Source organism: Allokutzneria sp. A3M-2-11 16 (assembly GCF_024213555.1).
GTDB lineage: Bacteria > Actinomycetota > Actinomycetes > Mycobacteriales > Pseudonocardiaceae > Allokutzneria.
Genome location: NZ_JANAVO010000001.1, coordinates 101339 through 114354 on the forward strand (window position 1 = coordinate 101339; position 13016 = coordinate 114354).

Consider the following 13016-nt stretch of genomic DNA (forward strand, 5'->3'; position numbering starts at 1 on the left):
TTACCCCTCAATGTCTCCGTGCACGCTGCACCGCGCGGACCAGCCGGTCGGGGTGATCTGCACGACCATCCGCCGCCTGCACTCACGGCAGTACCGGGGCGGGTTGATCTCCTGCCGCGCCCGGCACACCGCGTGCTCATTGTCCGCCTGCGGCTTCCCACAAGTCTCGCAGTACACGCCGAGGACCGTCACAGGGTCTCGCTCAACGCCTTGATCGGCATGTTCAGCTCGGTCAGCATCGCCAGGTCCCTGTCGGCGGGCCTGCCCAGGTTGGTCAGGTAGTTGCCGACGATGATCGCGTTGATCCCGCCGAGCATGCCCTGCTCGGTGCCGAGGTCGCCGAAGGTCAGCTCGCGCCCGCCGGAGAACCGCAGCAGCGCCCTGGGCAGCGCCAGCCGGAACGCCGCGACCGTGCGCAGCGCGTCCTTGCCCGGCACCACCTCGTAGTTCTCGTACGGCGTCCCCGGCTGCGGGATGAGGAAGTTCATCGTGCACTCGTCCGGCCCCAGCTCGGCCAGCTGCGCGGCGAACTCGGCGCGCTGCTCGACGGTCTCACCCATGCCGATGATGCCGCCGCAGCAGACCTCCATGCCCGCCTCGCGGATCATCAGCAGGGTCTCCCAGCGCTCCTCCCACGTGTGCGTGGTGACCACGTTGGCGAAGTGCGAGCGCGCGGTCTCCAGGTTGTGGTTATAGCGGTGCACGCCCATCGCCTTGAGCTCGTCGACCTGCTCCTGGGTGAGCATGCCGAGCGAACAGGCGATCTGGATGTCGTTGCCCGAGGCGCGGATCGCCTCGATGCCCGCCTTCACCTGGGACAGCAGCCGCTTGTCCGGACCGCGCACGGCGGCGACGATGCAGAACTCCGTCGCGCCGGTGGCCCTGGTCTGCTCGGCCGCCTTGACCAGGCCGGGGATGTCCAGCCACGCCGAGCGCACCGGGGTCGGGAACCGCCCGGACTGCGAGCAGAAGTGGCAGTCCTCGGGGCAGCCGCCGGTCTTGAGGCTGATGATGCCCTCGATCTCGACCTCGGGGCCGCACCACCGCATCCGCACCTGGTGGGCGAGCTCCAGCAGCTCGGGCAGCCGCTCGTCGGGCAGCCGCAGCGCGCGCAGCACATCCGCCTCGGACAGGCCCTCTCCGCGCTCCAAGACCACTTCGCGCGCGATGTCCAGCACGTCGGTGTCGGCGACGGTCACCCGGATCTCCCTTGTCTCAAAGGCGGCTTCGGGCAGCAGTCTGCCCGAGGAAAGCCGCACGGCAATGCGGTCAATGTCACGCTGAGTTCTGCTCGGCGAAGGCCACGGCGTCGAACTCCCCGCCCAGTTGCGGGGCGAGGTGGGCGCGCGCGACGCGCAGGAAGTCCGCGCGCTCGTGCTTGCCGATGCCCTCGGGCAGCACGCCGAGCAGGGGCGCGCGGGCCGCGACGGGCAGGTCCAGCAGGTTGCTGCGGGTGGCCAGGTCCGGCTGCGCCGGCCAGGAGCCCACCAGTACGCCGAGGCACTCGATTCCCCTGTGCCGCAACGCTTCCGCGGTCAGCGCGGCCATGTTGAGCGTCCCGAGCCCGGCCGCGGCGACGAGCAGCACCGGCGCACGGAGGTTCCACGCGATGTCGGCGAGGGTGCCCCCGGTGTGGTCGAGCCGGACGAGCAGCCCTCCCGCGCCCTCCACCAGCACGACGTCGTGGTCCTTCGTCAGCTCGGCCGCGGCCTCGGCGGCCTTCGTGGGGCGGACCGGGGACAACCGGGCGCGGCGCGCGGCGGCCTCGGGGGACAGCGCGTCGTCGTAGCGGGAGAGCTCCAGCGTGTTCAGGTCGCCCGCGAGCCGCACGACCTCGTCGACGTCGCCCGGCTCGTCGGCCCGGACCCCGGTCTGCGCGGGTTTGACCACAGCGACCCGTTTGCCCGCGTCGAGAGCGAGCGCGGCGACGGCGGCGGTCGCGACGGTCTTGCCGACCTCGGTCCCGGTTCCGGTGATCACAAGCAACGTCACGGCGGGCACGCTACCCAACCGCCGCGGCGGCCACGACAGCAGCGGCGATGGCGTTGACCTCGGCATCCGTGCTGATGTAGGGCGGCATGACGTAGATCAGGTCGCGGAACGGGCGCAGCCACACGCCGTGCTCCGTCGCCGCCTTCGTCGCGGTCGCCGTGTCCACCGCGTGGTCGAGCTGCACCACGCCGATCGCGCCCTGGACGCGGACGTCGGCGACTCCCGGCAGCTCCGCGGCGGGGGCCAGGCCGGAGCGCAGGCCGGACTCCACGCGCGCGACCTCACCGGCCCAGTCCTGCCCGAGCAGCAGATCGATCGAGGCGTTGGCGACCGCCGACGCGAGCGGATTGCCCATGAACGTGGGTCCGTGCGCCAGCACCGGCAGCTCTCCGCGGGAGATGCCCTCCGCCACGTCCGGGGTGCACAGCGTCGCGGCCATGGACAGATAACCGCCGGTCAGCGCCTTGCCGAGGCACATCACGTCCGGGCTGATCCCGGCGTGGTCGGCGGCGAAGAGCGCACCGCTGCGGCCGAAACCCGTCGCGATCTCATCGAAGATCAACAGCACGTCGTTGGCCAGGGTCAGCTCGCGCAGCACGTGCAGGTAGCGCGGGTTGTGGAAGCGCATGCCACCCGCGCCCTGGACCACGGGTTCGACGATCACCGCGGCGAGCTCGTCGGCGTTGCGCTCGATCTCGTCGGCGAGCAGCTGCACGTAGGCCATGTCCACGTCGGCGTCGAAACCGGCGGGCGGCGCGGGCACGAACAGCTGCTCCGGCAGCACTCCGCTCCAGAGGCTGTGCATGCCGCCCTGCGGATCGCAGACGCTCATCGGCTGGAAGGTGTCGCCGTGGTAGCCGCCGCGCCAGGTCAGCAGCCGCTGCTTCTCCCCGAGACCGCGAGAACGCCAGTACTGCAAGCACATCTTCACCGCGACCTCGACGGAGACCGAGCCGGAGTCGCACAGGAACACGTGCCGCAACGGTTCCGGGGTGATCTCCGCGAGCCGCGTGCACAGGCGCACCGCGGGCTCGTGGGTCAAGCCGCCGAACATCACGTGGCTCATCCGGCCGAGCTGGTCGCGCACGGCCGCGTCGAGCACCGGGTGTTGGTAACCGTGCACCGCCGCCCACCACGAGGACATGCCGTCGATCAGCTCGCGCCCATCGGCGAGCCGCAGACGCACCCCACGCGCGGACTCGACGAGCAACGGCTCGTGCACCCCAGGCATCGGTCCATAGGGATGCCACACGTGTTCACGATCGGCGGCAAGCAGTTGCTCAGGCGTCACGAACGCAGGCTAAACGCCGCCCGCACGGTGGTTCGACAGTCTTCAAGTACAACGAACCCACCCCAAAACTGTCGCAAACCACAGCGAACCCGGGCGATCTTGTCACCCCGGCGCCACCGGCAGCGCGTGCAACCCGTGCATGAAAGTCGAGCGGCGCCAACGGATCTCGCCATCACGGGCATCCAGCCGGAGCCCGGGGAAGCGGTCGAGCAGCCGCCCGATCGCGACCACACCCGTCAGCCGGGCGAGCGCGGCCCCGAGGCAGCGGTGGACGCCGTGCCCGAAGGCGAGGTGCCCGTCCGCATCGCGCGTGAGGTCGAGCCGGTCGGCGTCGGGGAAGCGCGCGGAGTCCCGGTTCGCCGAGTTGAGCGCGACGATCACGATCTCGCCCCGCGGGATGTCCACACCACCAATCACGACGGGCTCTCCGGCGTAGCGCAGCGTCGTCATCGCGACGGGGCTCTCGAAGCGCAGCAGCTCCTCGACCGCCTTCGGCAGCAGCGAGGGGTCGGCGCGCAGCGCGGCCAGCTGCCCGGGATCGCGCAGCAGGGACAGCACGCCGTTGGCGATCAGGTTCCCCGAGGTCTCGTGCCCCACGACGAGGAGCAGGAAGGCGATGGAGATCAGCTCCGCCTCGGTGAGCCCACCCGCCCCGACCAGCTCCGAGATCAGGTCCTCCCCCGGCGCGACCTGCTTGCCGCGGATGAGCTGCACCAGGAAGGCGGCGAGGGCGATGCTGGCGTCGCGGATGGCGTCCGGGTCCGTCGCCGCGAGGATGATGTTGGACCACGTGCGGAACCGGTCGCGGTCCTGGTGCGGCACGCCGAGCAGTTCGCAGAGCACCGACCCGGGGAGCAGCAGCGCGTACTCGTCGACGAGGTCGACGCGGCGCTTGCCCGCCATGGCGTCGAGCAGTTCGTCGGCGATCGCGGTGATCCGCGGCCGCATCCGCTCGATCCGCTCCCCGGTGAACGCCCCCGCCAGCACGCCGCGCACCCGGGCGTGCTCGGCGCCGTCGCTGTTGAGCAGGTGGTGCGCGATGTCGCCGGAGAAGGTCAGCCCGCGGTCGGGATCGTCGAGGTTGTCCCGGATCGCCGCGGTCAGGCCCTCCGGGTTCTTCAGCAGCCGTTCATCGGTCAGCGCGGCCACGGCGTCGTCGTACCGGGTCACCACCCACACGTGCAGCCCGTTGGCGGTGCGCGCGCGGTGCACCGGCCCCTCGGCGCGCAGCAGCGCGAGCACTTCGTGGGAGTTCTGCAGGTACTCGTCGGTGAACAGGGTCACCGACCGCATGGACGTCGGCATGTGGCGTCCCCCTCGGCGCGAACGGCTTCGACCGCAGCGTATGACCGACTCACCGCACCGCGGGCCTGACGAGGAAAACCCTGGTCAGACGACCAGGTTCAGCCCGTTGAACCCGGCCGAGCGCGAAAGGCCGCACTTCAACGGATTCGGCACTGACAGCGCGGGGGGTCCGTGGTTACCGTGCCGAGGTGACCGATGCCACTGTTCCCCGCCGCACCGTGCACGTCGTGCCGCACACCCACTGGGACCGCGAATGGTACGAGCCGTTCCAGCGGTTCCGCCTCCAGCTGGTGGACCTGCTCGACACGGTGCTCCCCCGCCTCGAAGCCGATCCGCGCTTCCGGTTCACCCTCGACGGGCAGACCGCGGCCGTCGACGACTACCTGGAGGTCCGGCCGGACGCGCTGCCCAGGGTGATCGCCCTGGTGCGCTCGGGCCAGCTCGCGGTGGGTCCGTGGCGGGTGCTCGCCGACTCCTTCCTGTGCTCCGGCGAGAACCTGGTGCGCAACCTGGAGATCGGCCTCGCGCGTTCGGCGGAGCTGGGCGGGGCCATGCGCGTCGGCTACATCCCGGACCAGTTCGGCCACACCGCGCAGCTGCCGCAGATCCTGCGCGGCTTCGGCTTCGACCAGGCGTGCCTGTGGCGCGGCGTCCCGGGCAGTGTGGACCGGCACGCGTTCCGCTGGGTCTCCCCGGACGGTTCCGCCGTGCGGACCGAGTACCTGCCCGGTGGCTACGGCAACGCTTCGGTGATGTTCACCGACCCCGCCAAGACGGTAGAGCGCTCTATCGCTTTCGCCGAGCAGATGCGCGCGTGGTTCGGCGACACCGAGCCGCTGGCGATGTACGGCACCGACCACAGCGCGCCGATCCCCACGCTGCTGGACCAGGTCGGCGCGGTGCAGGCGTCCGGGGCCGAGGTGACGCTGCGGCTGGAGACCCTGGCCGAGGCGCTGGCCGGGCGCGACCCGGAGGAGGCCGGGCTGCCCGAGGTGCTCGGCGAGCTCCGCAGTCATGCCAGGGCGAACCTGTTGCCGGGCATCCTTTCCGTGCGCGTCGCGGTGAAGCAGGCGATGGCCGAGGCGGAGCGGATGGTGGAGCGCTACGCGGAGCCGCTGTCCGCGCTGTGGTGCCCGTCCGCCGCCGAGCCGTTCCTGAGCATGGCGTGGCTGCGCCTGGTCGACGCCTCCTGCCACGACTCCGTCACCGGTTGCGGCGCGGACACCACCGCGCAGCAGGTCGCCGCGCGCATCGCCGAGGCCGAGCAGCTGGGCAGCGCGGTCCGCGACCGGACGCTGAACGAGCTGGCCGCCACGGCTCCGGCCGACTCCGTGGTCGTGGTCAACCCGAGCGCGCACGAGCGCACGGACCTGGTGCGCTGCCAGGTGGTCGCGCCGGAGGAGTGGGCCGACGTCGCGCTCGAACTCCCCGACGGAACCCTGATGCCGACCCAGGAAATCGGCCGCGCTGAGCGGAACCTGATCGACGCGACCTTCCCGGCCGCGGACGTGGTGAACGCCGTGCGCAGGCGCACCTTCGGCCAGGTCATGTACAGCAGGGCGATCCAGCGCGCGGAGATCTCCGACCACACCGTCACGTTCACAGTCGGTCGCATCGGCGACCCTGGCTACGACGTGGAGCGCTTCGCGGACGAGCTGACCGAGGCCGTCGCGGCGGCGGCGCCCGGGGACTGGCGCCTCCGGGTGATCGACGAGCCGAGCCGCGAGCTGCTGGCACTGACCACCGCGCCCGCCCTTGGCTGGACGTCGGTTCGTCCCCGCTCCGGCGCGGCGACACTCTCCGCACCTGCGTCCATTGTGGACAATTCATTGCACAATGGCCTGGTTTCCGTTGTGGTGAACGAAGACGGCACGCTTCGTGTCACCGGAGCTGACGGCACGGTTCTCGACGGGATCGGCCGCATCGTCGACGGCGGCGACGCGGGCGACAGCTACAACTACGGTCCCCCGGTCACGGACACGCTGGTGGACAAGCCGACCTCGGTCACGATCGTCAACGCCGAGACCGGTCCCCTGGTGGCCGCACTGGTGGTGCTTCGCACGTACGAGTGGCCTCTCGGCCTGGTGGACTTCGACGGGACCGCCCGCACATCGGAGACAGTGTCGGTCGGTGTGACGACGAGCGTCGAGCTGCGGGTGAACGAACCCTTCGTGCGCGTCGAGGTCTCCTTCGACAACCGCAGCGTCGACCACCGCGTCCGCTTCCACCTGCCGACTGTTCGCACCGCGACGAGTTCGCACGCGGAGGGCCAGTTCTCCGTGGTGGAGCGCGCTTTGGTCAACGAAGGCGGCAACGGCGAGCACCCGCTGCCGACCTTCCCCGCTTCGTCCTTTGTGGACGCTGGCGGTACGGGTGTGTTGCTGCAGAACGTGACTGAGTACGAGGTCTCTTCAGATGGTTCTGACCTGGCGCTCACCTTGCTGCGCGCCACCGGCGCCATCAGCCGCAACCTGCACCCGCTGCGCGCGGAGCCCGCGGGCCCGACGACTCCGATCCCCGAGGCCCAGGTCCCGGGCGTGACGATGAGCCAGTTCGCGATCCTCCCGCACACCGGTGACTGGGCCTCCGCCAACCTGGTGGACGCGGCGGAGCGCTACCGCAACCCGCTGATCACCGTGGCGGGCACGGGAACCACCGACTCCCTCGCGTCCGCCGAGGGCACCACCGTGACCGGCGCGATGGCGTGCGGGCTGCGCCAGCGCAACGGCCTGGAGCTGCGACTGGTGTCCTACTCCGACGACGCCAGCACCGCCAAGGTGTCCCTCCCCGGGCTCACCTCAGCAGCACGCGTCGACCTCACGGGAGCCGTGCTCGAAGAGCTGTCCGTCGCGAACGGTTCGGTGGAGCTTCCCATGCGCCCCTGGGAGATCACCGGCGTCCGCCTCACCCGCTAGCACTTCGGCCAGGTTCACCAGTCTTCAAGTACACCAAACCCCCGCCCCCAGCATCTCTAATCGCACCCAACCCCACCGAGGTGTGCAGCGGTTGAAGACATCTGGGGCGGGGGTTTGCGGTACTTGAAGACCAACACACCTCAGCGGAGGCGTTCACGAGCACGGGTCGTCACTGGGCGGTCAGGCCGATGTTGCCGTTGGGGCGCCTGGGCATGACGGCTCTGGCCACCCAGGCGGCGCGGTCGACGTGCGCGTGCTCCAGCTCGTCGGGGTCGGCGGTGAGCTGCAACCACCACAGGTCCGAGTCGACGATGGGCTCGACGCGGGCGAAAGCGCCGGACTCGCGAAGAGCGCTCGCCCCGCCCACCGCGGCGAGGTGCCCGGAGGTCCACACGTTGCCCCAGTGCACGCCCCGCGTGATCTCGTCGAGGCGCCGGTAGGGATGAGTGTTCGCGACAGACCGGCTCTCGTAAGGCGACGCGTTGACCGCGTACGTGCCCAACATGCCGACGGTGTCTGCGGTCAGAAACCCAGAAACAGCACCGAAAGTCGCTGCCGTGGTCCTGAGCAGGTCAGCCAGCAGCTCGGGCGTCTCCGCGGCAGCGGGGCGGTCGACCTGCGCGGCGAAGTGCGCGGGGAACCCGTTCGGCAGCGGGCCAGTCGGCTCATCTACAAGCGGGCTGCGCAGCTCGACCGCGAACCAGCCGGTCCCGGGAACGGACACGGAGACATTCGCGAGCTGCCCCTTCATGACATCGCGGAGCACCCGCTTCCACAAGCTGCCGTCGACGTTGCGGTAACGCTGCTTCACCGACACCGTGCTGACGGTCACTGGGCCGGGAAAAGCTTCCCGTAGGCGGTTGAGCCAGTTCACGACCGCGTCGAGGCGGGTGAACAGGTCGGCGTAGGTGTCCACCTGGAACGCGAACCTGGGGCCGCTGCGCTCGATCGGCCAGAGGTCGACGACCTCCTGCTCCGGCTCCGGCAACGGCTCGAAGACGACCGCCGGGCGCTCGGGCGCGGGGAGGATGCCGAGCACGTCCAGTAGCGCGAAGAGCCCGGTCTCGGCGGGAACGTACTGCCGGTCGAGGACTTCGTCGAGCCGCTCCGCGTCGGGCGTCGGGAGCCCGACCTCCTCGGCCCAGGCCACCATCAGCGGCACGACACGGCGACGCCGCTCCGCCTCGTCAACCGTCAGGCCGTACTCGGCGAGCGCGTGCGGGTCGGCCTCGACGGCGAACGGCTCGTCATTGATCACCCACCGCCAGTGCCCCACCGCGTCGAGCAGGCAGAAACCGCTGTCCCACACGGAGATCACCAACGCGGGGCGCCCCGGTGCTTCAGCAGGAGCGGCCCCCATCGCACCCGACCACCCCGGCCGCAAGCCCTCCACCGGCTCCCATCCCGGGGACGTGGCCTCTCCGTCTGCCAGCTCGAACACCCAGGTCGCCGTCGTTCCCATGTGCGGATCCTAAGTTCGGGTACTGACAGGTCAAGGCCCCGCGCAGATCGACAGCACCGCGCTGTCGTGGCCGAAGAGCACCAACCCGCCAGCAGCACCAGGCGAAAGCGTGCACACGGAACCGCGCACAGGCCGTCGCGCCCCATCGGCGTCGAGCACGAGAGCACCGTCCGCGTCGACGGCGACAAGCGAACCGTCCACGGGCAACAGCACGGGCGCGTCCAGCCCGGCCGAGATGGCCGTGCGCCCCAAGCGCAGGCCGTCGAGCACGGCGGAAACCAGCTCATCCGGGCCGGAAGCCGCGGCGTCCACGGCGACCCAGGTCGTCGGAGTGCCGGGAATGGCGTCGGAACCTGAGCGGTGCCAATCACTTCCGCCGATCGGAGTGACCTCGCGGCTCCACGCCTGCCACCACGCCAGCGGTCCGCCCCAACGCGGGTCGAGCCAGCTGGAGTGCCAGATCTCCGCCAGCGGCGCGCGACGCGGCAGCGGATGCCGCCACGAGCAGTCGGCCGCGAGCGGGTGGTTCACCGACAACAGTCCGCCGCGATCCTCCACAGTGGACAACCACTCGGTCGCCGGACGTCGGAAGTCAATCCACCCGATGTCCCCGAAAGCGTTGGCGTGACCGGATTCCGTGGTCACTTCCTGTCCGGGTACGAGCGCGATCCCGTACCGCCGCCCCACTTCCGCCAGCTCGGCGTGGTGGCTCACGGTGTTGTGGTCGGTGACCGCCAACGCCGACAGCCCACGGGAAACCGCGAGCGCGGCCAACTCCGGAACCGTCAACGCACCATCGGAATGCAGGGTGTGCGAGTGGAAGTCTGCGGGAACCCACCGCAACCCCTCAGCAGCCGGAAGCGGGCGCACAGGCGGCCGCGACGGGACTTGCGGGGAAGCCAACGGTGCGGGCCGCGAAACCGGGTCGAACGAGATCGAGACCCGGTAGTCGACCCCGTCGACGGGCACCCGGTGCAACCCGAGAACCACGTGCCACAGACCGGTTTCCAGCTCTCCCGGCACGTATCCGGGAGTCGCCCAGTCCCGCGTGATGGTGAACCTGCGGCGAGCGCCACCGGACCAGCCGCGCCAACCCTCGGCGCCCTCACAACCCAGATCGATGACAGCGCCGCGCGAATCGTCGAACTCCAGCTCCACAGTGATCGCGAGCGCGCCTGCCGGAACCTCGAAGGGCAGGCCGGGCCACACATTCGCAGCCCGGTCCTCGCGAACCCACCGACCACTGTGGACGGTCATATGGCGACCTTGGCCGCACCGAGCAACAGCCCGGCCTCATCGAAAACCAACAGCCGACCGGCCTCCGGCGTCGCGGTGAGGGTGGCCCCGATCTCCGGCTCGTGCTGCTCCGGCACGGTGAGGCCGACCAGCGCGTCCCCGGGACACTCGATGGTCACCAGCGACGAGACACCCAGGTTCTCCACAGTGGACACAACACCGGTGATGCCGTCGCCGGAGCCCGCGTTGAGGTACTCCGGCCGGATGCCCGCGGTCACCGGAGTCCCGTCCGCCAGCGAAATGCCGGACGGCAGCGTCAGGCGAGTGCCCGCGACCTCGACGAAACCTTCGCGCACCACCGCGTCCAGCAGGTTCATCGGGGTCGAGCCGATGAAGTTGGCGACGAAGGTGTTGGCGGGCCGTTGGAAGACCTCGCGCGGACTGCCGAGCTGACGGATCTTCCCGGACTCCATCACCGCGATCCGGTCGGCCAGCGCGAGCGCCTCCGCCTGGTCGTGGGTGACGAAGACGGTGGTCAGCCCGAGCTCCCGCTGCAACCGCTTGAGGAACGTGCGCGCCTCCAGCCGCAGCCGTGCGTCCAAATTGGACAGTGGTTCGTCCAGCAGCAGCACGCCCGCGTCCATGGCGATCGCCCTGGCCAGCGCGACCCGCTGCTGCTGACCGCCGGAGAGCTGGCCCGGCCGCCGGTCGAGCAGCCCGGCGAGGCTCAGCCCACCGGAGGTCTCCTCGGCCACTTCCCGTTGCCGCGCCTTGGACTCCCCGCGAACGCGCAACGGGTAGCCGATGTTCTCCGCGACGGTCATGTGCGGGAACAGCGCGTAGTCCTGGAAGACCATGGCGACCTTGCGCTTGCCCGGGTCGACCCCGGTCACGTCCTCGCCGCCGATCACCACCGCTCCGGAGCTGGCCTGCTCCAGCCCGGCGATCGTGCGCAGCAGCGTGGTCTTGCCGCAGCCGGACGGGCCGAGCAGCGCGAAGAACTCGCCGTCGGCGATCTCCAGGTCGAGCCCGTCCACCGCGCGCACCCCGTTGGGGTACACAGTGGACAGTCCTTGGACGTCGATTCCGGCCATCAGCTCTTGATCCCTCCGTGGAAACGGAACCCGTAGCGCTTGTTCACCAACACGTACAGCACGACCACCGGGATCGAGTACAGCAGCGAGAACACCGGGATGACGGTCAGGTTGGCGCTGCCGCCCTCGTCCTGGAGGGTCCGCAGCAGCACCGCACCGGGCTGCTTGCCGACCTCGCGGATCAACAGGAACGGCAACAGGAAGTTGCCCCAGGCGTTGACGAAGGCCCACACCAGGATGGTCGCGATACCGGGCCGCGCCACAGGCAGCACCACGTGGGTGAGCACCTGGAACGGCGACGCGCCGAAGACCCGCGCGGACTCCTCGTAGGAGCGCGGGACCGAGTCGACGAAGTCCTTCAGGATGAAGATCGCCGCGGGCAGCATGCCGCCCGCGATCACCAGTGCCGTGCCGAACTGGGAGTTGATCAGCCCCAGCTGGAACATCATCACGAAGATCGGCACCATCGCCGCGGTCCCGGTGACCACGCTGGAGAGCAGCAGCAGCACGTAGAGCATCAGGTCCCGGCCGGGAATCCGGACGCGGGAGAGCGCGTAGGCGGCGAGCGCGGCGAACGTGGCGGTGATCGCCGTCGCCACCACGCAGATCACCAGCGAGTTCCACAGCGAGGCCAACGCGTACGGGTGCTCGAACGTGGTCTTGACGTTGTCCAGCGTCCAGTCAGGCCAGCGCAGCCCGAGGCCGGGCTTGCTGTCGAACGGAGCGCTGGCCAGCCACAGCATCGGCACCGCGAAGAACGCCATCAGCACGGCGATCACCACGTAGAAACCGATGCGCCGCACCATCATCAGCGGACTCATGACTTCCTCCGCAGCAACCACAGGTACACCGCGGCGACCACGAGGTTCGCCAGCAGCAACAACAACGAGATCGCCGACGCGTAGCCGAGCTGACCGCCTTCGAGGGCCTGGCGGTAGATGAACACCGGCAGCGTCTCGGAGGCGTGGTTGGGCCCGCCCGCGGTGAGCAGGAACGGCGAGAAGTCATTGGCCGTCCACAGGCTGATCAGCAGCGTGTTCGTCAGCACGTGCCCGCGGATGTGCGGGAACACGATGTCGCGCACGGTCTGCCAGCCGCTCGCCCCGACCACGCGCGCCGTCTCCAGCTGCGACGGCGGCACCGCGGCCAGCGCCGAGCTGTAGAGCAGCATCGAGAACGCCGTGCCGCGCCAGGTGTTGAACACGATCAGCGACAGCATCGGGTACTCGACGAGCCACGCGGTCCCCTCGGAACCGAGCAGCGAGTTCAGCGTCCCGCCGTCCCGGTCCAGCACGGCGAACCAGAGGTAGGCCACCACCGTGCTCGGCAAGATCCATGCCAGCAGTACCAAGGACTCCACCGTGCGGCGCAGTCCGGGCTTGGCCTTGCGCAACGTCCACGCGAGCACGAAGCCGAGGATGTTCTGGCCGATCACCGCGGAGCCGAGCACGAACAAGGCGGTGAGCCACAAGGAGTTCTGGAACAGCGCGTCGTTGAGCGCGTTGACGAAGTTGTCGATCCCGACCAGCTGCGGGGCGACCGCGTTCGGCCCGGTCAGCTCGTAGTTGGTCAGTCCGATGTAGATGGTCCAGAGCGCCGGGAAGATCAGGAAGACCGCGATCAACAGCAGCGCGGGCGCCACGAACCCCATGGCCCGTGAGACACCGAGACCTGCCACATCGGTGGCGAACCGCCTGGCGCGGCCCCGGCGCTCGGTCACC

General features: G+C 70.0%; 11 protein-coding genes. 1 reads left to right on the plus strand and 10 read right to left on the minus strand.

The annotated features are described in order from the left end of the window. From bsaP to NLX83_RS00520, 5 genes are all read right to left on the minus strand, one after another. Window positions 1–192, minus strand: a complete 192-nt coding sequence (gene bsaP / locus NLX83_RS00500) for a biotin synthase auxiliary protein BsaP (protein ID WP_254236256.1) — start codon at window positions 190–192, stop codon at window positions 1–3. Further along, entirely contained in the window at window positions 189–1199 is a 1011-nt protein-coding gene (gene bioB, locus NLX83_RS00505) for a biotin synthase BioB (RefSeq protein WP_254232874.1), read from the minus strand. The genes bsaP and bioB overlap by 4 nt, the downstream gene beginning before the upstream one ends. A gap of 76 nt (window positions 1200–1275) precedes the next feature. Then, window positions 1276–1992, minus strand: a complete 717-nt coding sequence (gene bioD, locus NLX83_RS00510; RefSeq protein WP_254232875.1) for a dethiobiotin synthase — start codon at window positions 1990–1992, stop codon at window positions 1276–1278. Window positions 1993–2002: 10 nt separating this feature from the next. Beyond that, on the minus strand, window positions 2003–3283 hold the full coding sequence (locus tag NLX83_RS00515) for an adenosylmethionine--8-amino-7-oxononanoate transaminase (RefSeq protein ID WP_254232876.1): 1281 nt from the start codon (window positions 3281–3283) through the stop codon (window positions 2003–2005). A 102-nt stretch (window positions 3284–3385) separates the two neighbouring features. After that, window positions 3386–4588 (minus strand): cytochrome P450 family protein, encoded by a 1203-nt coding sequence (locus NLX83_RS00520; protein ID WP_254232877.1) that lies wholly within the window; start codon window positions 4586–4588, stop codon window positions 3386–3388. Between the two features lie 188 nt (window positions 4589–4776). Between NLX83_RS00520 and NLX83_RS00525 the strand changes: the two genes are divergently transcribed. Further along, window positions 4777–7503, plus strand: coding sequence for a glycoside hydrolase family 38 C-terminal domain-containing protein (locus NLX83_RS00525; RefSeq protein WP_254232878.1), 2727 nt, complete (start codon window positions 4777–4779; stop codon window positions 7501–7503). A 169-nt stretch (window positions 7504–7672) separates the two neighbouring features. On the opposite strand, the gene NLX83_RS00530 is transcribed toward NLX83_RS00525, so the two are convergent. From NLX83_RS00530 to NLX83_RS00550, 5 genes are read right to left on the minus strand one after another with little or no spacing between them, the layout of a single operon-like run. After that, complete coding sequence (locus NLX83_RS00530) at window positions 7673–8965, minus strand: hypothetical protein (protein ID WP_254232879.1); 1293 nt, start codon at window positions 8963–8965, stop codon at window positions 7673–7675. 30 nt (window positions 8966–8995) lie between these two features. After that, a complete protein-coding gene (locus NLX83_RS00535) occupies window positions 8996–10222 on the minus strand; it encodes a CehA/McbA family metallohydrolase (RefSeq protein WP_254232880.1) in 1227 nt (408 codons plus the stop codon). After that, a complete protein-coding gene (locus tag NLX83_RS00540; RefSeq protein WP_254232881.1) occupies window positions 10219–11295 on the minus strand; it encodes an ABC transporter ATP-binding protein in 1077 nt (358 codons plus the stop codon). The genes NLX83_RS00535 and NLX83_RS00540 overlap by 4 nt, the downstream gene beginning before the upstream one ends. Further along, window positions 11295–12116 carry a carbohydrate ABC transporter permease gene (locus NLX83_RS00545; RefSeq protein WP_254232882.1) on the minus strand — a complete coding sequence of 274 codons (822 nt, stop codon included), beginning with the start codon at window positions 12114–12116 and terminating at the stop codon, window positions 11295–11297. Before NLX83_RS00545 ends, NLX83_RS00540 begins: the two co-directional genes overlap by 1 nt. Further along, a complete protein-coding gene (locus NLX83_RS00550; RefSeq protein WP_254232883.1) occupies window positions 12113–13015 on the minus strand; it encodes a carbohydrate ABC transporter permease in 903 nt (300 codons plus the stop codon). Before NLX83_RS00550 ends, NLX83_RS00545 begins: the two co-directional genes overlap by 4 nt. Between the last annotated feature and the right edge of the window lies 1 nt (window position 13016).